This is a genomic window from Chryseobacterium gambrini (assembly GCF_900156825.1).
GTDB lineage: Bacteria > Bacteroidota > Bacteroidia > Flavobacteriales > Weeksellaceae > Chryseobacterium > Chryseobacterium gambrini.
The window spans coordinates 284,511-309,430 of sequence record NZ_FTOV01000004.1 but is presented as its reverse complement, the minus strand read 5'-3'; the positions used below and the strand labels follow the sequence as shown (position 1 = coordinate 309,430).

The following is a 24,920-nucleotide window of genomic DNA, read 5'->3' as shown; positions in this document are numbered from 1 at the left end:
TCGCTATTATCATTTATGAAACGTATTAAAATTTATTTCTTAATAGTTTTTATCGTTTGCTTAGAACCATCTTTCATTTCCAGAGTAACTAAATACATTCCTTGTTTCAATTCTCCTAAATGAAGTTCTGAAGCAGGATTTGCAATAGTTTTTACCAATCTTCCCGCGATATCTGTAACCAATACATTTTTAACATTCGCTACATCGGAAATATTCAATACATCTGAGAATGGATTAGGATAAACTTTGATATTGTTTTTAGCATCTTTCACTTCATTTGTTGCTAAAACCAGTGATGCATCATAAGCAGATACCTTGAATTGACCAACTGTTGATGAAGAATAATTCCAAACACCAATCATCAATGTAGATCCCGGAGTTAATCCTGTAAGAGATACTAAAGAGAAGTTACCGTCTGCTGAGCTGTCATCATCACAACCAATTTGCGTAAGTGCTCCACAGCTTCCACTGTACACTCCTAAAACAGTATCCGTAACATTAGAACCAGAAACAGACTGAGTTTCAATTGTAATATTTCCACTTGCAGGAACTACTACGGAATACCACACATCTCTGTAACCAGTAGTCTGGCAAGAATGCGTAGCCGTAGCATCAGAGGTTTCTGTAGCACCAGCGTTAGTTGCTGTTAAAGCATTCTGTGCAAAAGTACCACCAGCTGTTAAAGCAACTGCACCAGAACAGTCATCATTTGCAGGAGGTACAGCTAAAGTTGTAAATGTTACAGGAACCCAAATAGACTGATCTGCAGCACTACAACTAGATCTTACCCAGAAATAATAAGTTGTAGAAGGTGTTAAGTTAGGTAATGTAGTTGTTGCAGCAGTTAAACCAGAAGCTGTAGGAGTTGTAGAACTGGTTGGAGCCGTATTGGTTGTACTGTAATACACATCATAACCATTCGCAGGTACAGGATTTGGTGCCGTCCAATTGACAACTGCTGAATTGTAAGTTAAAGTTGCTGAAGGCACTGTAACAGCTGAAGGTTCAGAACATGTAGGAGTAACCACAATACTAATATCATCTACATACAAGTTATATTGGTTAGCAGCCGAATAAGCATTGAAACCAAAATAATAAACACCTGAAGCCGTCGGAGTAAAATCTACAAAGTTACTTGCGGATGTTGCGGTATTAATATTTGGATGATCAGCCAAAGCATTTGTCATACTAGCATTATTTGCCGATGTACCATACGCAACCTTTAGTTTTTCAGCATACGTCGTACTGTTATTTCCATATGTATACTTAATTCTATAAGAAACACCCGCAGTTAAGTTGATCCCCTGAGTATAGAACCATGCATTTGCATCGTTACTAAAATTATACAGATAAGTAAGCGCTTTAGTAGTAAATCCATAAGCACCAGGAGAACTTGTAGTCCAGTTATTACCTGTACCCGCATTTTCTAAAGAAGTACAAGAAGGTAATGCAGGTGTTGTTACACTTTCAAAATCCTGAGTATAAGGAACGTTTGTAGCTGTACATGCCGTTGTGAAACTTACAGGACCTGCCCAAGAACTTGTAGAACCGGAACCACAATTAGAACGAACCCATACATAATAAGTTGTGTTAGCCGTAAGACCAGACAAATTGTAAGTTGTAACTCCGGCTGCAACACTAGCGGTTGGCGTAGTAGTAGCGGTAGGCGCTGTGTTGGTTGTGCTGTAATAAATGTTATATCCGTTTGCAGGAGCAGGATTTGGAGCTGTCCATGAAACGGTAGCACCTGAAGCTGTAATTGCGGATGAAGTAAGCACTGTTGGCTCAGTACATGCAGGAGTTAATTCTAATTTAAAATCATCAAACCCCATATAATATGGTGCAGTAGATGTTACAAATGCCTTGATACCAAATGTATAAACGCCTGAAGTAGTTGGCACATATGTTACAGTTACTTTGGTATAATTGGTACTATTTGAACCACCCGTTGCTGTTTGTGTTGAAGTAAGGAATGTGTTAAGACTAGTTGCTCCTGTAGAAGATTGAGCATTATTTACCAATACCTCATTCTGCCATCCCGTCAATCCATCTCCAACCCAATAGAATGAAAAATCGTATGATTGACCAGCGGTTAAATTAAATGAAGGTGTCCATAAATATGCTGCCGTAGTAGGATAATAAATAGTCATATAGTTAGGAGCAGATCTAGGATCATTATAAGTATTTCCAGATGCCGTTTGACTCGTAAACAGATAAGAAGAACTTAAACCTCCACTTGTTGCCCAACAGCTTGGTGTAATTCCGTTTCCAACTGCTGTCATGCTATCAAAATTTTCAGTCCATGGGAAAGTTGATATTGCCGCAGCCGGAGCAGATACAGCAATAGGAGTTGAATTGGTCGTTATTCCGGAACCTGAACATGTAACAGCACAATAAAAGGAATTAGCAGCACTTACAGTTGTTGTGTAAGTAGATGTTGTAGCACCCGCAATTACACCTGCACTATCGTACCATTGATAACTAACCCCTGATCCAACCGTAGAATTCTGCAGACTCAGCGTAGTAGAATACGGGGAAGAACACGGTGTACTTGTTGCCGTTGCTAATGTATTCCCAGGATTAGGAGCACCAGAGCAAGCTGTAGCAGTATAAGTTAACTGTGTCTGATATCTTCTGGTTTGAGTGGTATAACTAGTATTCGTTCCTGCAATTGCAGTTGAAGCACTCGTTCCCATCGCCTGAGCAGAAGTAGTAGTATCATACAGCCATTGGAAGGCACCTCCCGTAAATGGAGTTACCGGAGTACCTGATGGAACCCAGTCAATATATACTTCAATAGCACCTCCTGAATAATTGAAAGTGTTTGATGTATTATTATTGAAAGTTACCCAACCTGCGGCTGCAGGAAAATTAGTAGTACTATTTATCGTAGCACTATAAAATAAAGTTGCCCCTCCAACCATAGTACTCCAGGCAGTACCACTGGCTAAAGCAGTAGCAGAGCTATTTTTAAGATAGACATTCAATGTCCATGCATTACTGCCCGACACATTAAACGCCGTACTCTTATAATAGGCAATACTATTAATTGTTGCTCCAGGAACAACAGATGCACCACTCAAATCGGCAGCCGTAAGCAGCTGTACAGATTTTGAGTGGTGAAATGAACTCGTACCACTGGAACGATAGATAGGATCACCATTTGTACCAGCTGTTGCTGTACTGGCTCCTGCACCTATCGTTACTGTAGTTTGCGCAGTGATGCCTACATAGAGGAACATCAAACACATCAGTAAAAGTTTTTTCATGTTTAAGTAAAAATAAAATTAGGTGATGTAAATGTAAAAATAAATTTTAATTTAATTAACCAAAACTTTATAAATAATTCATATTTAATACTAAAACAAATCATTATCAAACTAATTATTAAACAATCATTTAAATAGTTAAATAAATAATAATTTTAAAACTAAATATAATAAACTGTTTATCAAAAAGTTAATAATTAGTAACAATAATTAATTTACAACAATTAACATAATAATTTATTTTCGAATAACTTATAAAATTTTTATAAAAAAATAGCGACTAATAAATTAGCCGCTATTATTCTCTATTAATTATAAATAATTAAATTTATTTTTTAATTGCTTTAACAGTTTGTCTAGAACCATCCTTCATTTCAAGCGTCACTAAATACATTCCTTGTTTCAACTCTCCCAAATGAAGTTCTGAAATAGGATTTGCAATAGTTTTCACCAATCTTCCCGCGATATCTGTAACCAATACATTTTTAACATTCGCTATATTTGAAATGTTTAATACATCTGCAAATGGATTAGGATATACTTTGATGTAATTCTTGGTATCTTTTAATTCATTTGTTGCAAGTATTGTAGATTCTTTTAAGCTGATATCATCCAATAATAGATTATCATAGAAGTATCCATTACCCGCTACATCTTTATCTACCACAAATCTTACCTGTACAGTCTTACCAATATATGCAGCTGGCAAGACTAAAGATACTGTTCTCCAAGTCGGTGCATTGGACGTGTCTGCAAAAATAGTTTCCCAAGTAGAAGAATTAACATCCTTGATATCAACCGTAAGTTTATTATTGTCATAAGCCGGCTGGCTGGTAGGGTTTACTCCCGTCCCATGATTCTTAAACCATCTGAACTCCAACGCAGGATTTGTTAATCCAGTTAAATTAACCATTGGTGTCATTAATGTCACATCATGAACTCCTGTGTATGGGCTGGACGCATCCACATAAGCAAACTGTCCTGCAGTATTATTCTGCCCCGCAGCACTATAAGTTGTACCATAGTCCTGAGTAGAACTACCAAATTGCCAAAGTGCATAACTTGTGTTATTTGTGCTTGATGTAGACCAACAATTCGGAGCAGCTCCTGAATTAAAGTTTTCAGTAAATGGTGCTGAGAAAGAGCTACATAAAGTTGTGAATACTGCAGAGCTTGACCACTGACTTAAATCTGAAGCACTACATTTTGATCTTACCCATACATAGTAGGTTGTAGCTGCAGAAAGACTTCCTAAATTCTGAGACGTTGTCATAACCCCAGTAATAGTAGGAACGGTTGCACCAGTAGGAGCAGTGTTTGACGTACTATAGTATATTTCATATCCATTAGCTGGTGCTGTCGCAGGAGAAGTCCATGCCAATGTTGCTCCTGAACTTGTAATTGCAGATGTACTTAAACCTGTAGGAACATCACATGTAGGAATAGATTCTACGATAAAATTATCTACAAAGAAATCATAATCAGGAGCATCATCTACTATTCCATCACTTCCATACATTGCAAAAATTACATTATTCCCATTATAGGCTGTTAAATTAAGAGTATATGTATTTAAAGTGTTACCAGGAGCATTAGAAGCATTCCAAGTCTGAAGAACCGTCCATGTAGTTCCACCGTCAGTTGATACTACAAACTGTATAACATCGTCAGACCCCATAGCACTTGAAGTCGTAACACCATATGCTGTTAAACCATAATCAAATTTAACTCTGTACCCCCCTGCAGACAAATTAAACGCCGGAGAAATCAACCAACCATTTCTAGCAGTTGAATACAGATTTATTCTTGCTGCACCTGTAGAACCGGAATTTAAGAATCCATCTTCTATCCAGTAGTTGGTAGTACCTGTTCCCGGTCCTGTTGCTGGTGATCCTCCATTTAAACGAGACCAGCATGCTCCAGGGAATGTAGAAAAATTATTTGTGTAACTTGGAGTATAAGCACCACAAACTGTCGTAAAGTTTCTTATAGTACATGAAGAAGAAATCGTACCTCCATTATAAGCGTTTACCGTATAATAGTAAGTTGTAGAAGTATTTAGTGCCGTACTTAATGTATAAGTAGTAACATTTCCTACATCTACATTATTCAAAACATCAGTTCCTCCGGAAGTTGTTCCCATAGATATTTTATAACCTGTAGCGCCGGTAGTAGCTGCCCAAGTAATTGTAGGTGTTGTAGAAACTCCCGTTGCAGCAGCTGCAGGAGCACTTACAGATGGACAACTAATGTTTGCCGTAGTAAAAGATCTTTCGGTACATCCGGTAGCACTTCCTATTGAATTTTTAGGTATTACAGTAAGATAATATTGCTGATTGAAGTTGAGAGGTGTACCTGAGGGCACTGTATAAGTAGTAACATTTCCTACATCTACTCCATTCATAACATCTGTACCTCCAGGACTTGTTCCTAAATTAATCACATAACTCGTAGCGCCATTTTGTCCTAAAACACCAGCCCACGTAAAAGTAGGAGTTACAGAAACACCAGTAGCATTAGCAGCAGGAGCAGAAATTGTAGTACATGCAGGAGCTGCAACAGCAGGAGGGAATGTAACATCAAATCCAATCACAGGTCTTCTGTAGTTCGAACTGGTAAGTGTTGCCGTAAAAGCACTCGATGTATTTAAGTATTTAGTTGTATTATTGTTTGTTGTAGAGATACAGGTTGTTCCATATTCATAATCCCACGTAATACTTGAAGAAGGAGCAGTTGTTTGAGTGTACTCTAGATATACTGCTAAATTACTTCCGGAAGTATAAGAAAAATTAGTTGTATGAGCAAACTGCTTAAATCCAGCAGCAGAACCAACAGTCGCAGCAGGATCTGAATCGTAAACCAATGTAGCAGTTGAAATTTCAGTAGCCCAGTCCGGAGAAGCAGAGCCAAAATCAGTCGCCGTAGTAAGCTTCAGATAAATTTTAAAATTGGTACCTGCAGGAAGAGAACCGGAAGTAGCAATCCTTCTGAAATAAGTTCCGGTAATTGTTCCTCCGTTTATAGCTGCGAGTTGTGAAGCAGGAAGAATAAAAGCAGTCCTGTTTTTGTTATTAGTTGTGGTAGTACTGTTCATTGGTCCGTACGTATTAGATCCAATCCCTGTTGAACAGGTCGTGACAGTAAAATTTTGTCCCTCATAGCTTTGATATACAAACAAGCACATCAAAAGCAAGAACAGAAAATTGAGCTTTTTCATTTTTTTAGCAAATTAAAATTAGGTACTGTAAAAGTATAAATAATTTTTAACCTAATTAACCAAAATTTCACAAATATTTAATATTTAACAACAAAACAAATAATTTAATACATTATTATTAAACAATCATTTAAATACTTACAATAATCACAATAAAAAACCACCTGTAAAAAGCTGCTTATCAGACAGTTAAAAATTACTCCCAAATAATTGATTTACAATAATATAAAACTTAACATAAAAAAATATAGACTGCCCTTTTGAGACAGTCTATATAAATAATATACATTAGCGTTATTTATATAAATAATGTTCTGTTAAAATTTATTAAACAGTATATAAAGAAAATTATACAAGAAATAAGTCGCACAATTGTATATCTTGATTTTCTCTCATCATTTGTACCGCAATATATTCCCTCAGGCATTTTTTTTTCGGATGCTCCCGAAAACACATTCCTTTGGGCGAAACGATTTCGGAACTCCCCGAAGGTGTTTTCCTTTTGACGGAATACATCCGGCGGGTTCCGAAAGTCCGCTCCTTTAGGCGGGACGGTTTCGGCTGTTCCCGACAGCTCCCTCCCTTCGGCGGTGGCTCTAGGAAGGCGTTTCCGAAGATTCAGGTTTCTGATCTTCTCCCCCGCTTTCTTCCGTACTGCTGTATTTGGTAACGGCAAGATTATATTGGTTTACCAGACTGCTGAGCTTTGCCATTAACTGATCGTATTCTGCATTCGGGGTAAGCAGGGCATGAGCTTCTATATGCTGCTTCAGTGTCCGGTAAGCTTCCGTAGATGCTGTTCTGGCAGTGGCTAATACACCTGTTTCTACTTCCAAAAGTTGTACGGTACGGGCAATATACTTGTTGTTAAAATTTTGGTTAGAAGTTTTCAGCTCGTTTACCCAGTCAGCAAGTTGAAGCTGGGAGATTTTATCGCTGTGCTTTTCTTCCCATTCTGCTACGATGCTGTTAATAGTTGCAGTTTCCAACTGATACCGAAGCTTATAGATACGCTCCCCAAAACGGTTGAGAATATCTAAAAGTGCAAAGGCATTGTTTTTGGTGACCGGATCGAAATGGTACTGCCATGCTTCCAAAATCATCTTGATCCCGATAACAGCGTTGTCTCTCTGCGCATCCAGAGCCTGAATTTCCGGTGTAATATCACTCCCTGTATAGGGCATATAGGCATTATTAAAACTTTCTGCCGCGGTTTGTAGAGCTGTTCTCTGAATCCCTATATTTAATTGGTCGGCAGTTGTTTGAGGTAAAAGTTCCAGTACATTGTTTACGAATTGCAGAAAATCTCCGTTACGGTATTTTTCCAGATTGGCGGTTGTAATCATTGTGTTTATTTTAAAATTTTGAAGGGCTAATTTATAAAAAAATTGAAAACGTTTTTCTGTTCAGGTATATTTTATGAAAAATTTTAGATAACTTCAAAATATTGGCTGCTATAATGTTTTCATAGTAAAGAATTTTCATGAAAGATTTCTCAAAAAAAATAGAGACTATCCAAATTGGAAGTCTCTATAATTTATTGATTGGTATAATGAACGGAATTACCTCTTAATCGCTTTAAAGGTTTGTTTAGATCCGTCTTTCATATCAAAAGTAATTAAGTACATTCCTTCTTTCAATTCATTTAAATGAATTGATGATTCAGGATTGGTTATAGTTTTTACCAATCTTCCCGCAATATCTGTTACATAAACAGTTTTTACATTAGAAATATCCGATATATTCAAAATATCTGTAAAAGGATTCGGATATACTTTAATTTCGTTCTTCGTACCAGACAATTCGTTTGTGGCAAGCGGAGCGGTTACAATGAGTGAATAATCAATAATTTCTCCCCTTGAGAAACCTAAACAAGGATCCGTTGGTGCACTGTTGTTGTAATTGATCAAAACCCTCATTCTGTAAGTTCCTACAGATGTATTTGCAGGGATGGTAAGTGTTGCACCGCTTGTCGTTGTAGTATAATTTGTTGTTGCAAACAGTTTTTCGGAAGTATCAAAAACATTATTCTGATTTAAATCTACCCATACAGCAACCCCAACCGTAGGTCCTCCCGCTGTTATCGAAATAGGAATAACCGTATTAGACGCAGATTTTGTAATGGAAATATTATTTGAGCTCATCAGATTCTTATACCCAAAGGTTGCTGCGCTGTTTGCCGTTGCAGAACTGTAAGCCATATTGGTATTCGCTGTCGTGGATGTAAATGAGCTGATCCATGAATTCTGATTAGAAGTTGCAGGAGTACAGTAATTGCTTGTATAAAATCTTGTTCCGCCTTCCCATGCACTGTTATCAGTCGCAGTACATTTAGCTCTTGCCCATACGTAGTAGAAGGTATCACTGGTTAATCCTGTCAGGTTAGCAGTTGTACCCGTTCCACTTGTACTTACAGAATTTGAAGCATTTAAAACAGTTGTCGCTGTCGGTGGTGTATTGGTGGTACTGTAATAGACATCATACCCTACTCCAACCGTAGAAGAAGGTGCCGTCCAGCTAATCGCAGCTCCGTTAGCTGAAGTGGATGCTACGGTAATTAATGTCGGATTATCGCAGCTTGGAATAGGCTGAATATTAATATCATCAATTCCAATACCTCTGTAAGTTCCTCCTACACCGTGTCTGAACGCAAGATACTGATCTGTTCCCGCCGGAATATTTACCGTATACTGAGCCATAGTTGATGTTAAAGTAACCGCACTGATCTGCGTAAAAGTAGAAGCATCAGCAGGATTGCTTAACGTTCCCACCTGAAGCGTATAGCCTGAAGATCCTCCCGCAGCCATGAAACGAACTCTGTTTGCTCCGTTTGAAAGGGGTGTAATTTGTGGGGAAACCAACATTCCTCCTGCTGTAGTAGCTGTATCATTATATAAATAGTAGCCATTTGGAGCAGAAGAATTATACGATGTATTTACATAGCCATATCCAGTCCAAGATGACGGTTCCAAATATCTCCAGCAGGTAGGCGCATTTGTATTGCTGCTGCTTCCTGTAGATGTGGTATCGAAATTTTCAAATACCGGAAGAGAGGTTACAGCCGGGCAAACAGTTGTAAAGCTTCTCTCTGTACAGTTTAAAGAGTTTTGAGTTGCCGTATATGCTCCTACAGACCAATAATATACCGTACTGTAATTGAGAGAAGTTGGCAATGTGTATGTAGTTACATTTCCTACATCAAAATTATTAAGCACATCATTCCCGCCCGGCGTTGTTCCTATTCTCAGCTTGTAGCCTGTAACTGCAGACGAGGAAGAAGCCGTCCATGTAAAGGTAAGCGTAAGCGGAACATTAATAGCAGATGCTGCAGGCGCAGACTGTGCAGGACAGATAGAAAGTGTAGTAAATGTTCTTTCTGTACATCCTGTTGATGAAATCGTAGCATTATAGGCATTAACCGTATAATAATACTTTGTGTTATAAGTTAATTCTGTCGGTAAAGTATATGTTGATACATTTCCAACATTCAAATTATTTAAAACATCAGTTCCTCCTGAAGTGGTTCCCACAGATAATCTGTATCCTGTAGCTTCCGGATTTGCCGTCCATGTAAATGCAGGCGTTACGGAAACTCCTGTTGCCGCCGAAGAAGGCGCAGAAACTGTAGGACAGAAAGTTTTCGTCGTAAAAGAAGATCCTGAAACCCAAGAACTCTGCTCTGAAGCAGAACAACGGGATCTTACCCAAACATAATAAGTTGTACTCGGCGTTAAATTGGTTATTGTATACGTTAAACCTGTTGCTCCCACAACATTGGGCGTTGTTGCAGCAGTAGGTGCTGTATTGGTCGTACTGTAATAAATATCAAATGCAGGTGCAGGATTTGCCATCGCCCAGTTTACCGGGGCTGTTGTAGACGTAGTTGTTCCGGGAGTTACAGAATCCGGGAACATACAAGGAATGACAGAAATATTTACATTATCAATATAAATATCGTTGCTTCCGTTATCTCCTGTAGCCATAAATCTTACAATCGCGGTCGGACTGCTCGTTCCCAAATCTGCATATTTGGTAGCCCATGAAGCAGAAATCCCCTGAGTAGAACCCACCTGATTGAAAGTGTTTCCGCCATCCGTAGAAACCAAAACTTTTAAAACATCAGTTCCTGAAGTATTCTGATAATCGTAAGACAAAAGCCTCGATCCTGTTCCTGAAGATAAATTGATATACAAATCCATGTATCCTGAAGCATTGATCGTATTGTACGAATGGAATCTTGCTGCCGGAGCTACACCCGGTGCTGCAACAGCAACGTTTCCGCCTAAACTTGTCCATCCTGTTGTACTTGCGTAACCACTTACTGTAATGTCACTTGCTCTCCATGAATTATCTCCTCTTGAAGGCCAGGTTCTCCAATAACCGGCATTAGGAAGATCTCCAATTGAATTTCCGTTTTCCCACGTACTGAAACTTTCGGTAAAAGGAATAGAAGCGTAATTTACAGGAGCTGCAATCCATGTTCCCGGAGAATAAGTAAACGTAAGACCAGAAGCAGGTACAGTTGTAGAATTGGTAGTTCCTAAAGTAACGGAATCTGTACTTCCTGTTCCTATGGAAGTTGCCGTCCAGTCTGTTCCTACTCTGTTGTTGGTATCAGAAGCTTCTGATCCTCTTATTCCGACCTGTCCCGTTAAGACTGCAGTACCGGAAACACAATTTCCGTAGACAATGCTTACGTTATTAGAAGTTAAATCAAACTGAATCTGAAAATTAAGAAGCTGCGCAGCAGATGCTGTACTTCCCTGAAGATCTTTAAACTGGACTATAAATTTAGAACCAACTGTTTCGTAGGAAATTTCCGAAGTTGCAGTATTGGCATTTTTAAGATTGACTGCAAAACCGGCAAATGCACCTTCGTAAGGAGTCGTAGTATCTGTAGAAAGCCCTGTGTAAGTAGCTGCCAAAGCAGGTGTTCCAAGGGTTACAAAACCATTATTGCTAAGGTAAACAGCATTATAAGATTTACCATTGAATTTAAAAGCTGACGGTAAACTAATTGCAGCAGAAACAGCATCCGTTCCTAAGGTGGCTCCCGACTGCCAAACTGTTCTGGAGGCTGAAAGTGGTGTGTAGGTTCCCGAGGTCTGCGTAAATCCGTAGCCGTTATTGGTATTCGGATTGGTTGCCTGAGGCGGCCCCACCTGTGCAAACGTTGCCGATCCTAAGGCAAGCAAACACGTGAGTAGAATTTTCTTCATATATCAATAAAATTAAGGGCGGTAAAAATATAAAAATTATTCATTAAATATTATAAAAAATATCAATTCATTATCTATTAATACAGAAAAGTAAAAATTTATCAATTAAAACTAAATATTCATATAATTTTAACAAGCTAAATGATAAACAATTGTAAGTCAGCAAAATAATCTTACAAAACAAGATTGTTTTTTAGACTATCATAAAAATAAAAAAGTGATTACAAGCAGGATTTAGCCGCTTTATAATCACTTTAAATTTATAAAAATCAGGTTTTGAAATTACTTAATTCAGATAAAATTCATATTTATTTAATAACTGAATTTCTTTAATCAGCTCTCCGCTGAGATTTACGGAATGTTTCATCGACTGCACTTCAAGATGCTCTACCTTCGAATCTTCTTCCACATTTTTGAGATAAAATTTCAGCTTCTGATTTCCCTGATTTCTTTCTAAAACTTTTCTGAAGAAGTTAAGATCTTCCGGTCGGAAATCCATCACATCCATCACCAAGGAAATACTTTTCGCAAACCTTTCAAAAGCTTCTTGAAGCTCAATAACGTCTGTAACATTCACAAAAACCCTTCCGTCTTTTACCTGAGCAAATTTAATCTTGAAAATTACAAACCGCTGAACCTCAAGCTTTTCTTTCAATTTCATATAATCACGATCTCCCAGTCGGAAAGAATAGGAACCGGAATAATCTTCCAGCGTTACAAAAGCCACTTTTTCTCCGCTTCTGAAGCCATCTTTTACCACATATTCGGTAATCAGACCGGCAACAGTGTATTCTTTTCCGCCACCGCCGTTTTCTCTTTCTTTCTGTAATGTTTTCCAGTCTTTTTTCTTCTCTTCGAATAATTCTTCCTGCTTATTCGCAAAAGCCTGTTCTTTATATGCATCTACCTCATCAAGATTCAGGAAGTGGAAAACACCTTTTGGTTCTGCTTTTTTGGTGACTTCTTCAATGAGCTCCTCTTCTTCACCCGCAATCACATCATCGGAAACAATTTCCGCAAGTTCAGATACATCTTCCGGAACGTCCTGCTCTAAGATCGGAACCTCATCAATTACAATTTTCGATTCATCTTCTTTTTCCAGAACAGATTTTTTGGAAAGGCTTCCCTGTATAAACTGGAACTGGTATTTAAATTCATCTAAAGGATGCGCAGAAAGATAGAATCCGATGGTTTCTTTTTCTTTATTCAGCTTATGCATATTCGGCCATTCCGGACACGGAGGCAGCTTGGGCTGCTCGATCTGAACTTCCTCTGCAAAATCTGCGAAAAGAGAATGTTCCATTTCATTTTTACTTTCCTGAAAGCTTTGTCCGTAACGGATCAGTCTTTCCAGATTGGTTCTTCCCGCCATATCGATATCGAAATACTGACCTCTGTGGAAATTGTCAAGTTCATCAAAAGCTCCTGCCAAAACCAAACTTTCCGCCACTCTTTTATTCATTTGTGAAGGCAGAATTCTTTCGAAGAAATCATAGATATTTTTAAATCTTCCGTTCTGTCTTTCTCTTGTAATGGCTTCACTCGGACCTTCACCAATACCTTTAATGGCTCCCAGACCAAAACGGATCTGTCCTTTTTCGTTTACCGAGAATTTGTATTGAGATTCATTTACATCCGGTCCCAAAACATCAACACCCATACTTTTACAGTCTTCCATGAACATGGTGATAGAATCGGTGTTGTTAATGTTGTTACTCATCACACTCGCCATATATTCTGCCGGATAATTGGCTTTCAGATAAGCGGTCTGATACGCAATAAATGCATAACACGTAGAGTGAGACTTGTTGAAGGCATATTCTGCAAAGGCTTTCCAGTCGTTCCAGATTTTCTCTAAACGTTCTTCGTTGAGGTTATTTTTTCTTCCGCCTTCGATGAATTTCGGGTACATTTTATTAAGAACGTCGATCTGCTTTTTACCCATCGCTTTTCTCAAAGTGTCGGCTTCGCCTTTCGTGAAATTTGCCAGTTTCTGGGATAAAAGCATTACCTGCTCCTGATAGACCGTAATTCCGTAGGTTTCTTTTAAATATTCCTCTGTTTCCGGTAAATCGTAGACGATTTCTTCAATTCCGTGCTTTCTGTTGATGAAATTCGGGATATATTTTATCGGACCGGGACGGTACAATGCATTCATGGCAATAAGATCGGCAAAAACCGTAGGTTTCAGCTCTCTCATGTACTTTTGCATTCCGGGACTTTCGTACTGGAAAATCCCGACTGTTCTTCCCTCTTTAAACAACTGATAGGTTTTTGTATCATCAAGCGGAATAAGATCGGGATCGATATCCACTCCATGCCTTGCTTTTACAAGTTTTAAAGCATCCTTGATGATGGTTAAAGTTCTCAGACCTAAAAAGTCCATTTTCAGAAGCCCCGCACTTTCTGCCACCGAGTTATCAAACTGCGAAACCAGAATATCGGCATCTTTTGCCGCAATGGTTACCGGAACCAGATTACTTACATCTTCCGGTGTAATGATAACCCCACAAGCGTGAATCCCCGTATTTCTGATGCAGCCTTCCATTTTTTTAGCACTCGCCAAAACACCGTGACGCGCATCATTCGGGCTGTCGAGAACGTAGCGCATTTCGTCAACAAGCTGTTGTTCTTCAGGTTTTAATTTATCGTATTTTGCTAAAGCTTTCGCAATATTCATTCCCGGTGTGGAAGGAATTAATTTTGCAATATTATTCGTGTCCGGAATCGGAACATCCAAAACCCTTCCCGCATCTTTAATCGCAGATTTCCCTCCCAGAACCGAGTAGGTAATAATCTGGGCAACCTGTGTTTTTCCGTATTTATCAACCACCCATTTGATGATTTTATCACGTCCTTCATCATCAAAGTCGATATCAATATCGGGCATGGAAACCCTTTCCGGATTCAGGAATCTCTCGAAAAGGAGATCATATTTAATAGGGTCAACATTCGTAATTCCGATACAGTACGCTACTGCAGAACCTGCCGCAGAACCACGACCAGGACCTACCCAAACGCCCATTTTACGGGCTTCGTTACAGAAATCCTGAACAATCAAAAAGTAACCGGGATATCCTGTATTGGCAATAACTTCCAGTTCGAAATCCAGACGTTCTTTTATCTCATCTGTAATTCCGGTATCAACATATCTTCTTTTTGCCCCTTCGTACGTCAAATAGGTAAGATAGGCCATCTCACCACGTTTTCCGCCATCAATATCGTCTTCGGGATGAATAAATTCTTCCGGAATATCGAATTTAGGAAGGAGAACATCTCTTTTCAGCGTGTAAGGTTTGAACTTCGCAAAAAATTCTTCATATGCATCGAATGCATCGGGATAAGCCAAAAATGCTTCCTTGATTTCATCCGCTGTTTTCATGTAATATTCTCCGGTTGCAAGTCCTCTCCTCTTTCCAAAACCTTTTCCTACAGGTGTAGAAAGCTTTTCTCCGTCTTTGATGCAGCTTACAATATCCTGAATGTTAGAATCGTCTTTATTGGTATAGAACGTTTCATTCTGCGCTAAAATTTTAACATTATATTTATCTGCAAAATGTAATAAAACATCATTTAAATGCTCTTCTTCCGGCAGTTTGTGGTTCTGGATCTGGACATAAAAGTCTTCTCCGAAAGTATCTTTCCACCATCTGAAAAGCTCCTCCCCTTTCTGTTCACCCGTATTTAAAATGGCATCCGGAATATCTCCGTGAATTCCCGAAGTTAGGGCAATAACTCCCTCTTTATATTCGGCAATCAATTCCCGGCTGATCCTCGGAACTCCAAAATAAAATCCTTTAAGAAATCCGATACTGGATAGTTTGGCTAAATTTTTATATCCGTTAAAATCTTTAGCCAATAAGACAACCTGAGTTCTTCTATCGGGATCATCTTTGGTAAACTGCTTCTGCTCATAACGGTCTGAAATATAAAATTCACATCCCACCACAGGAATCAGAGGTTCTGAAACCGGTTCCGGCTCATTAAATTCTTCGCCTTTTTCTTCTGCTTCCTGTTTTTTAGCGAGGTATTCTTTATGCTTTTTCGCACGGTCGCCATTGGCGCCCTCTACCGCCGTAACAAATTTAAAAGCACCCATCATATTTCCCAGATCCACCATTCCGACGGCGGGAAAGTTATCATCACTCGCTTTTTTAATTAAATCGTTGATGCTTGTAGTAGCTGTTAAAGTTGAGAAAACACTGTGGTTATCGAAGTTGAAATATTTTCCGAGATCGATCTCTTCAATACTTCCTATATCCTGCTGTTTTTTCTTGTTGTGAAAATCCGCAACCTGCCTTCTGATAACAATATTAAAGGGCTTTATCGGATCAGGATACAGCGTTTTAAAATACGCAAGCTGGTCCTCGGAAACTTTTAAAACTTCCGCAGGAATCACCCCGATTCTCATCATTTCGAAGAAAACCTGCGCCGTGGCATTTACGTCGGCTGCTGCGTTGTGGGCTTCATCAAATTTATGACCGTATAATTTTTCGTAAAGCTCTTCCAGCTTCGGAGCTTTGTACCTTCCTCCTTTTCCGCCTCCCAACTGACAGAAATCTGTTCCCAGAATCATGGTATCGGCTTTTGGCTTTTCCTGAAGGTTGTCTTTAATATTTTTACGGTAAAATTCGGCTCCCACAATGTTGTAATCGAATTCCACATTGTGTCCGGAAACCACTCTTACTTTTTCTAAAACTTTAGAAAATTCATTTAAAATTTCTTCGAGATCACGACCTTCTTCATTGGCGATTTTTGTAGTGATCCCGTGAATTCTCGCGGCATTGAAGGGAATATCATACCCTTCCGGTTTTATAATATAATCCTGATTTTCAATTAATGTTCCGTCATCTTCATGCAACTGCCACGCAATCTGCACCATTCTTGGCCAGTTATCTGAATCTGAAAGCGGAGCGTTGAAATTCTTCGGTAAACCTGTGGTTTCTGTGTCAAAAACTAAATACATGTAATTTTTCTAGCTTTTATTAAAAAAGAGAATGTAAAGTTACTTTAATTTTTTGTCTTTTGGAATTAGTTTTTATAAATGCTGATGAATCATGGTATGCATATCCGGTTGGGATAAATCTGTTTTTTTAATTAAATCACCCCTCAAAAACCCTGGAAGTCATTGAATTACCCAAAAACACTAACGATTGTTAGTATTTTGATTTTTTGTTTATCTTTGCTTTCTATGGAAAATACACTTCACGAAAAGGTTTCTCAAGATATATTACTCAAGGCTTATAACCATATGATGCTTGCCAAAGCAATGGCGGATATTTATGAAGAAAACAGAAATGTCTGTAAATATGTTCATAGTACATCAAGAGGTCATGAAGCCATTCAGTTGGCAACAGCTTATCAGTTAAAAAAAGAAGACTGGGTTTCTCCTTATTACCGGGACGAAAGTATACTTCTCGGGATTGGTTTTGAACCTTATCAGTTGATGCTTCAGTTACTGGCAAAAGCCGACGATCCTTTTTCCGGAGGTAGATCTTACTACTCTCACCCTTCAAGCAGGGACGAAAATAAACCTAAAATTATTCACCAGAGTTCCGCGACAGGAATGCAGACCATTCCTACAACGGGAGTTGCGCAGGGAATTAAATATATTCAGGATTTTGAATTGCAGGATTTTGAAAACAATCCGGTGGTGGTTTGCAGTCTGGGAGATAATTCTGTAACGGAAGGTGAAGTAAGTGAGGCTTTACAGTTTGCCGCTTTACATCAGTTACCTATTATTTTCCTTGTTCAGGATAACGAATGGGGAATTTCTGTAACCAAAGAGGAAGCAAGAACGTGTGATGTTTATGATTTTGTAGCCGGTTTTACGGGCTTAAGCAGAATGAGAGTGGACGGAACAGATTTCATTGAAAGCTTTGAGGTAATGAAAAAAGCGGTGGATTTTGTAAGAACAGAAAGAAAACCTTTGGTGGTTTGTGCCAAAACTGTTCTCATCGGTCACCACACATCCGGAGTACGAAGAGAGTTTTACAGAGACGAGGAAGATCTAACCAAACACAGAGCGAAGGATCCGGGAAATATTCTAAGAAATCATTTGATCGAATCCGGAGTTGATGAAGAATTATTAAAACAAATTACGAAAAAAGCCCGTCTTGAAGCTGAAGAAGCTTTTGAAAAGGCTAAAAACGCAGAAGATCCGAAGCCTGAAAGTGTAATGAATCATGTTTTCGCGCCAACTCCGATTACGGAAGAGGTTGGAACCAGAGAACCTGAAGGTGGAGAAAAAATTGTGATGGTAGATGCTGCGATTCATGCCATTCAGGAATTGATGTGGAAACATCCGGAAGCTTTGTTATACGGACAGGATGTTGGGGAAAGAATCGGAGGGGTTTTCCGTGAGACGGTAACATTAGGAAAAAAATTCGGAAGCAAAAGGGTTTTCAATACCGCGATTCAGGAAGCTTATATCATTGGTTCTACAGCGGGAATGAGCGCAGTAGGATTAAAACCGATTGTTGAAGTGCAGTTTGCGGATTATATTTATCCGGGGATCAATCAGTTAATTACAGAAATTTCAAAATCGAGCTATTTAAGTCAGGGGAAATTCCCTGTAAGCAATATCATCCGTGTTCCGATCGGAGCTTACGGCGGCGGCGGTCCTTATCACAGCGGAAGTGTTGAAAGTATTTTAGCAAATATCAAAGGGATTAAAATTGCTTATCCGAGCAATGCGGCAGATTTCAAAGGTTTATTAAAAGCAGCTTATTACGATCCGAATCCTGTGGTGATGCTTGAGCATAAAGGTTTGTACTGGAGCAAGGTTCCGGGAACGGAAGATGCAAAAACCATTGAACCTGCGGAAGATTATATATTGCCTTTCGGAAAAGGAAAAGTAATTATTGAAGCGGATAAGGAAGAAACCGAAAAAGGCAGGACTTTATTGGTTGTTACTTACGGAATGGGCGTTTACTGGGCAAAAGAAGCAGCGAAAAATTTCAACGGAAGAGTTGAGGTTATCGATTTAAGAACTTTAACTCCTCTGGATGAAGAACTGGTTTTTGAGAGAGTAAAAGCGCATGGAAAATGTATTGTTTTAACAGAAGAGCAATTGAATAATTCTTTTGCGGAAGCTTTCGCACACAGAATTTCGAAAAACTGCTTTAAATATCTTGATGCACCGGTAGAAACTATGGGTTCTCTGGATGTTCCTGCCGTTCCTATTAACTTGGTGCTTGAAAAGGAAATGCTTCCGAATGCGGAAAAACTTTCCAATAAAATTGAAGACATGCTGAAATATTAATTCAGTTTAAAATAAAAATGTAAGCCTCTAATTTTTTTAGAGGTTTTTTTGTGTCTTAATTTCTTATATTTATGTACTGTTAGCAAAAGGTTTTTTAAATTCTGTTTCAAAAATATGGTATCTGTTTTGCTTAGTCTTTTGCTGACTTTAAATTAGATTGCACAAATATGATTACAACAAAATACGTCAATTACAGGCAGGTTCTCAATTTATCAGGATTTCATCTTATTATGATTTCTATCTGGTGTACCCTGATTGCGGTTCTTTTTCATTTTTTCAACTGGCAGTGGATGACGATTCCCTGGGTTCCGGTTGCGTTGATTGGTACTGCGGAAGCGTTCTTAGTTGGTTTTAAAAATAATCAGGCGTATGACAGGTTGTGGGAGGCACGAAAAATTTGGGGCGGAATCGTTAATTCCAGCAGAATGCTCGGATCGATGGTGTACGCTTTCAATACTTCCAATGAAGAAACAGGAAAGCCTGATCTGGAAGACCGCAGGAAAAAAATCGTTTTCCGTCATATTGCATGGCTGTATCAATTAAGGGAACAGCTTCTGATTCCTACAGAGTGGGAACATATCAAAGTGGAAGAAGATCAGTTTAAAAATGTGGATCATAAGAGAAACCGACTGATAAAGGCAGGATTTCCGGATTACGGGAGAACGCCTATTTTTCTGAACAAATATTTGTCTGAAGAGGAAACGGAATTGCAGTCTCAATATAAAAATTTTGCGACTTACCTTATCGCTCAACAGTCGAAAGATGTTAATGAGCTTAAAAACATGAACGTTATTTCAGACTTCAACCAAAAGCAACTGCAGGATTGTCTTAATGAATTTTATACGCTGCAGGGACAGGCGGAAAGGATTAAAAAATTTCCTTTGCCGAGACAGTTTGCAAGTACTGCTTTTGTTTTTAATATCATCTTCATTATGCTTCTTCCTTTAGGTTTGGTGAGTGAATTTGCGAAGTTAGGAGACTGGGGAATATGGGCTTCTATTCCGTTCTGTATTACGATTGGCTGGATTTATATTATCATGGAACTGGTAGGAGATTATTCTGAAAATCCTTTTGAAGGTCTGATGTTTGATATTCCGATGCTTTCGATCTGCCGAACAATTGAAATTGATCTTCTGCAAATGACCGGAGAAACGGATTTGCCTGATCCTATTGCTTCTAAGAATGGAGTTTTGGTTTAATGTAATTATAAGTTTATATTGATCGTAAGACCGCAGTTTAGCCCCGATTGCAGCTTTGTCTGAGCTCATTTTCGTGATCTAGGGTTGCGGCGGCAAAGCCGCCGCAACCCTAGATCACGAAAATAGCGAGTGCGGAAAGCGGGAAATAGCTCCTAAAAAAGACTTTTTTCTCTACAAAACAATTGCGGTTGTATTCTTCACTTCAGAGATCATAAACGAACTATGAGTACTTGCAATATGCTGCAATGTGGTAAGTTTTGTGAGCATAAAATTGCGGTAGTCTTCCATATCTTTTACCCCGATTTTTAAGATATAATCGTAATCACCACTTACATGGAAGCATTCTGTGACCTCTTCTAAATTCATGACTTCTTTTTCGAACTGCAGGACGTATTCTTTTTTATGCTGAGCGAGTTTGATATGGCAAAGCACAATAAAATTGCGGTGGATTTTATTCCTGTCCAGAATGGCAACATATTTTGAAATCACTCCTGTATTTTCGAGTTTCCGAATGCGTTCATAAACAGCCGTTACCGACAAACCAAGCTTATGAGACAGTTCTTTGGTGGTTTGTTTGGCATCTTCCTGCAAAAAAAGGAGCAGTTTTTTATCCGTTTCATCAAAATTCATAGATAAATTTTAGTCAAAAGTTTATTACAATCAAATATAATAAACTTTTTTTCTATTGATTAGCATTTTACTAGATTTAAATTCTAATAATTTAAATTTCTGTTGTAATAGTTCAGGAGGTTATTCATATTTATAGCATAAAAACTTAAACAATATGAACGACTTTAATGCAGCCAACGAAATACAGGATTTGCAATATTTTGGTGAATTTGGCGGAGTAAACCCATCGATTTCCGACAGTTCTACCTACACTTTTCTTTCTGCGAAAACCATGTTTGATACTTTCGAAGGAAATGCGGAAGGATGTTATTTGTATTCAAGACATTCTTCTCCGATGAATCTGTATCTTGCACAGGCTTTGGCAAAACTTGAAAATACAGAAGCAGCAAACGTAACCGCATCGGGAATGGGAGCGATTACATCTGTTCTGATGCAGGTCTGCAAAAGCGGAGATCATATTATCTCGAGCAGAACAATCTACGGCGGAACGTATGCTTTTATGAAAAATTTTCTTCCGCCATTTAATATTCAGACGACGTTTGTAGACATCAATAATTTTGAATCTGTTGAAAATTCAATTACTGAAAACACAAAAATCATCTACTGTGAAAGTGTAAGCAATCCGCTTCTGGAAGTTGCTGACCTGAGAAAACTCTCTGAAATCTGTAAAAGACATAATCTGAAACTGATCGTAGACAATACGTTCTCTCCTCTCTCTATTTCGCCAAAGCTTTTGGGCGCAGATATCGTGATCCATTCTTTAACGAAATTTATCAACGGAAGCAGCGATACTGTAGGCGGAGTTTACTGCGGAACTCAGGAATTCATTAACGATACGAAAAACGTGAATAACGGAGCATGTATGTTGTTGGGACCTACGATGGACAGTCTTCGTTCTGCAAGTATTCTTAAAAATCTCAGAACGCTGCACATCAGAATGAAACAGCACAGTTATAACGCAATGTATCTTGCACAAAGATTTGAAGAAGACGGATTGCGTGTCTCTTATCCCGGATTAAAATCTCATAAAAACCACGAACTGATGAAAACGATGATGCACGAAGAGTACGGATTTGGTGGTTTGCTGACTTTAGACGCTCGAACCACAGACAAAGCCAATGAACTGATGGAACTGATGCAGCAGGAAAACTTAGGTTATCTTGCGGTAAGTTTAGGCTTTTATAAAACTTTATTCTCATGCTCAGGAAGCTCCACTTCTTCTGAAATCCCGGAGGAAGAACGTGCTGCGATGGGAATTTCCGATGGACTGATCAGATTCTCAATAGGTCTGGATCACGACATCGAACGAACGTATGAAAAGATGAGAGAATGCATGCTAAAAACAGGTGTTCTCAGCCATGAAACCATCTCCATATCCTAATTATTGTAAAAAAGCTGTTGTTGATTCGACAGCTTTTGTCTTTTTTACCGAAAATGTTATAAAAGATATTTTGTATGCTATTTTGCAGCATTTTAAAAGCTAACAAAATATATTTTTTTAGATAAGTTCCGCACCTAAAAAGCAATATTTCTGTAATCGAAAATCATAGTTTTTTTTAACGCAAAGTTTAATTTCAAATACCCATTATTTAAGGGAGCAAGGAAGAATCAACAAGTTGATTTCATGAAGTGTATGTTTCAAGCTTTGCTAAAAAATCTTTGCGTCAAAAAATTTACGCTAAAAAGTAATGCATCAAAAATTTTAGTGGTAAAATCAAACTTTATGAAAATGTTTCGGGAATGCGTCTTCGGGTTTCATCCTGAAAATATTTAATAAAATCCACGATTTTAAGAAGCCATAACCGTAAGAAAACATCTGGATGTAGGTGGAAATAACCGCCATTCCGGCAATGCTGATGTTTTTGGTCGCCCACAAAGCGTGGAAAAGAACCATAAAAGTATATAACCCATAAAACGCAAGAATAACGCCTTTTCCCAGAATGAAATATTCTACAAAGCCCATGATGTAGCCCAACATAAATAAAGTAGGAAATGCGAACGAAATTTTCACATAATTCGGATGTCTTTGGTTAAGAATAGGTCTTGCACAGCCAAACTGATAGACCTGTTTTGAAAACTTTCCGAAATCTACCCTTCGTTTGTGATAGACTGCGATATCATCGAAAAAAGCAGTTGTAAAACCATTTTCCCAAAGCGTCATGGAAAGATCCGGATCCTCTCCTATTCTCATTTCTGAAAAACCTCCGACTTTTTCAAAAACTTCCTTTTTTACCCCCATATTGAAGCTTCTGGGCTGAAATTTTGAAACGGCTTTTTTACTGCCCCTAATTCCTCCCGTTGTAAAAACAGAAGTCATAGAATAAGAAATGGCTTTCTGCATTAAATTAAAACCTTTATGCGCTTTATCTGCTCCTCCAAAAGCATCACATGGAATTTCAAGAATATCTTTTTTGATGTTTTCGATGTAATCGTTCTCTACAATCACGTCGCTGTCTACAAAAACAAGCCATTCGTTTTCGGCTCTTCTCGCCCCGTAATTTCTCGATAAACCGGGTCCAGAATTATCTTTCCGGAAATATTTAATGGTTAAAAAACTTTCGAATTTTGCAATTGTTGGTTTTAAATCGATTAGTGAGCCGTCATCCACGATAATAATCTCAAACTCTTTGTCTGTCTGAGCAGTAAGAGAATTCAGGAGTTCAAAAAGTTCGTCTTTACGATTAAAAATAGCAACGATAATGGAAATTGTAGGCTTCAAATCTGAAAATTTTTCAAAATTACTTATTCGGGAAGGAATGAGCAAAAAGATTTTGGAAATTAACAGCTTAATTTAAGATAATCAATAGTAACATTACATTGTAATCATTGATTTTTGAGTATTTTTGATCTTTAAACATAAATGTGATGAGTGGTTTTAGAGAATTTAAATATTCTATCATAATTTTTATTATTGGCTTAATTACAACTTCCTTTATTTTTATACCCTCATATTGGTTATTTAACATTCATCCGTTTCCTCCCAAATTCGGACTTGATATATGGATAATCTTAATACTCGTTTTGCTGATCCCGGCTTATTTTATTGAAATAAAATTAATTAAAAACTTTAAACTTTCTAAAAAAAGGGAAGGCGTTATCATACTTTCGTCTTTGTTTTGTATTGTAATGATCAATTTTTCGATGATGGATTTTATGAAAAATAATTATCAGACAACGAAGATAATATCTTCTGTTAATGAGATATACAATTCAAAAAGTCCGAAATTGATAATAAAAAATTTCGAAATCATTAACAATCCTGTTATTTATAAAAATATTCGCATTAATAAAAGATCAGGATCACACTATCTACAGCTTTATTTTTTATATCCTTTTAAAAGTGAACAAAATAAAAATAAGGTTTATTATTCGCTACAATTCGAAATACTTTCTGACACAAAATTTTTTACAGAAGAAGAACAGATGGAAAATTTCTTAACCGAGAAAAAGAAAGAATTGCAGAACTATGATTTTTATAGAATAAAAAAATTCACCTATCTCACTATAACCGATCCTAATTTTGATTGTTATAATAAAGCAGTATCTAATTATTCCGACATATTTTTAATACCAATAGCTAATGAAAATGATGAAAATCAGAATTCTAACATCAAGTTTATATTGGGAGTATTTTTATTTTATATCATAATTTTTCTACTTACAAGAGTTGAGGAATGGAAATAAATTAAGAAAATATTCCTGATTTAAAATAAATCCACAAAACCAGAGAAATAAAAAAAGACAGTACAGAAATACTGAAAAAAAGCCACTGAAAAACACTCTTGAAATAGTATTTTTCTAAAGAATGTAAAACAAAAAATAATAAAAATGAAATGGCAACTCCAATAAGTGAAGCAACAATTAATGTCTGAACATATTTTTCAGAAGGCAATGGATCTTTGAATACGAAAAAAAATAAAACTGCCGAAGAAAAAAGAAATACTGCACTTACTTTCTCTGTAAAATATTTTGTCTTTTTTTCTATTTTAGATTTTTCATTATAGTTTGAATCTGAAGAATTGCTGCCTAATAATTCCACAACATCTATTACAACGCCAAAAACATCTAGAAAATCGAAATTCATAGTTTGAGTTTTTAACAAAAATAAAAAACCTTCCGTAA

At 37.7% G+C, this 24,920-nt stretch carries 12 protein-coding genes; 4 read left to right on the top strand and 8 right to left on the bottom strand.

The window, feature by feature from the left end; all coding sequences use genetic code 11:
- Positions 1-32: 32 nt before the first annotated feature.
- The 5 genes from BW951_RS10460 to dnaE form a co-directional block, all read right to left on the bottom strand.
- Complete coding sequence (locus BW951_RS10460) at positions 33-3,269, bottom strand: fibronectin type III domain-containing protein (protein WP_076392500.1); 3,237 nt, start codon at positions 3,267-3,269, stop codon at positions 33-35.
- A gap of 328 nt (positions 3,270-3,597) precedes the next feature.
- A complete protein-coding gene (locus tag BW951_RS10455) occupies positions 3,598-6,486 on the bottom strand; it encodes a fibronectin type III domain-containing protein (RefSeq protein WP_076392498.1) in 2,889 nt (962 codons plus the stop codon).
- 596 nt (positions 6,487-7,082) lie between these two features.
- Entirely contained in the window at positions 7,083-7,832 is a 750-nt protein-coding gene (locus tag BW951_RS10450) for a DUF6261 family protein (RefSeq protein WP_076392496.1), read from the bottom strand.
- 216 nt (positions 7,833-8,048) lie between these two features.
- Positions 8,049-11,705 carry a GEVED domain-containing protein gene (locus tag BW951_RS10445; protein WP_076392494.1) on the bottom strand — a complete coding sequence of 1,219 codons (3,657 nt, stop codon included), beginning with the start codon at positions 11,703-11,705 and terminating at the stop codon, positions 8,049-8,051.
- A 286-nt stretch (positions 11,706-11,991) separates the two neighbouring features.
- Positions 11,992-16,671 carry a DNA polymerase III subunit alpha gene (dnaE, locus tag BW951_RS10440; RefSeq protein ID WP_076392492.1) on the bottom strand — a complete coding sequence of 1,560 codons (4,680 nt, stop codon included), beginning with the start codon at positions 16,669-16,671 and terminating at the stop codon, positions 11,992-11,994.
- Positions 16,672-16,896: 225 nt separating this feature from the next.
- Between dnaE and BW951_RS10435 the strand changes: the two genes are divergently transcribed.
- Entirely contained in the window at positions 16,897-18,969 is a 2,073-nt protein-coding gene (locus BW951_RS10435) for an alpha-ketoacid dehydrogenase subunit alpha/beta (protein WP_076392490.1), read from the top strand.
- A 167-nt stretch (positions 18,970-19,136) separates the two neighbouring features.
- Positions 19,137-20,168: a bestrophin family protein gene (locus tag BW951_RS10430; RefSeq protein WP_076392488.1), complete on the top strand. Its 1,032-nt coding sequence runs from the start codon at positions 19,137-19,139 to the stop codon at positions 20,166-20,168.
- Between the two features lie 171 nt (positions 20,169-20,339).
- Here the strand turns inward: BW951_RS10430 and BW951_RS10425 are convergent, their stop codons facing one another.
- Entirely contained in the window at positions 20,340-20,798 is a 459-nt protein-coding gene (locus BW951_RS10425) for an Lrp/AsnC family transcriptional regulator (RefSeq protein WP_076392486.1), read from the bottom strand.
- Positions 20,799-20,952: 154 nt separating this feature from the next.
- Between BW951_RS10425 and BW951_RS10420 the strand changes: the two genes are divergently transcribed.
- On the top strand, positions 20,953-22,179 hold the full coding sequence (locus BW951_RS10420; protein ID WP_076392484.1) for an aminotransferase class I/II-fold pyridoxal phosphate-dependent enzyme: 1,227 nt from the start codon (positions 20,953-20,955) through the stop codon (positions 22,177-22,179).
- Between the two features lie 333 nt (positions 22,180-22,512).
- On the opposite strand, the gene BW951_RS10415 is transcribed toward BW951_RS10420, so the two are convergent.
- Positions 22,513-23,517, bottom strand: a complete 1,005-nt coding sequence (locus BW951_RS10415) for a glycosyltransferase family 2 protein (RefSeq protein ID WP_076392482.1) — start codon at positions 23,515-23,517, stop codon at positions 22,513-22,515.
- 146 nt (positions 23,518-23,663) lie between these two features.
- Between BW951_RS10415 and BW951_RS10405 the strand changes: the two genes are divergently transcribed.
- Positions 23,664-24,482 carry a hypothetical protein gene (locus BW951_RS10405; RefSeq protein ID WP_139326142.1) on the top strand — a complete coding sequence of 273 codons (819 nt, stop codon included), beginning with the start codon at positions 23,664-23,666 and terminating at the stop codon, positions 24,480-24,482.
- 1 nt (position 24,483) lies between these two features.
- On the opposite strand, the gene BW951_RS10400 is transcribed toward BW951_RS10405, so the two are convergent.
- Positions 24,484-24,882 (bottom strand): branched-chain amino acid ABC transporter substrate-binding protein, encoded by a 399-nt coding sequence (locus tag BW951_RS10400; protein ID WP_076392604.1) that lies wholly within the window; start codon positions 24,880-24,882, stop codon positions 24,484-24,486.
- Between the last annotated feature and the right edge of the window lie 38 nt (positions 24,883-24,920).

Coding starts and splice junctions, on each gene's coding strand:
- BW951_RS10460 (WP_076392500.1), bottom strand. CDS start 3,269: ATGAAAAAACTTTTACTGATGTGTTTGATGTTCCTCTATGTAGGCATC.
- BW951_RS10455 (WP_076392498.1), bottom strand. CDS start 6,486: ATGAAAAAGCTCAATTTTCTGTTCTTGCTTTTGATGTGCTTGTTTGTA.
- BW951_RS10450 (WP_076392496.1), bottom strand. CDS start 7,832: ATGATTACAACCGCCAATCTGGAAAAATACCGTAACGGAGATTTTCTG.
- BW951_RS10445 (WP_076392494.1), bottom strand. CDS start 11,705: ATGAAGAAAATTCTACTCACGTGTTTGCTTGCCTTAGGATCGGCAACG.
- dnaE (WP_076392492.1), bottom strand. CDS start 16,671: ATGTATTTAGTTTTTGACACAGAAACCACAGGTTTACCGAAGAATTTC.
- BW951_RS10435 (WP_076392490.1), top strand. CDS start 16,897: ATGGAAAATACACTTCACGAAAAGGTTTCTCAAGATATATTACTCAAG.
- BW951_RS10430 (WP_076392488.1), top strand. CDS start 19,137: ATGATTACAACAAAATACGTCAATTACAGGCAGGTTCTCAATTTATCA.
- BW951_RS10425 (WP_076392486.1), bottom strand. CDS start 20,798: ATGAATTTTGATGAAACGGATAAAAAACTGCTCCTTTTTTTGCAGGAA.
- BW951_RS10420 (WP_076392484.1), top strand. CDS start 20,953: ATGAACGACTTTAATGCAGCCAACGAAATACAGGATTTGCAATATTTT.
- BW951_RS10405 (WP_139326142.1), top strand. CDS start 23,664: ATGAGTGGTTTTAGAGAATTTAAATATTCTATCATAATTTTTATTATT.
- BW951_RS10400 (WP_076392604.1), bottom strand. CDS start 24,882: ATGAATTTCGATTTTCTAGATGTTTTTGGCGTTGTAATAGATGTTGTG.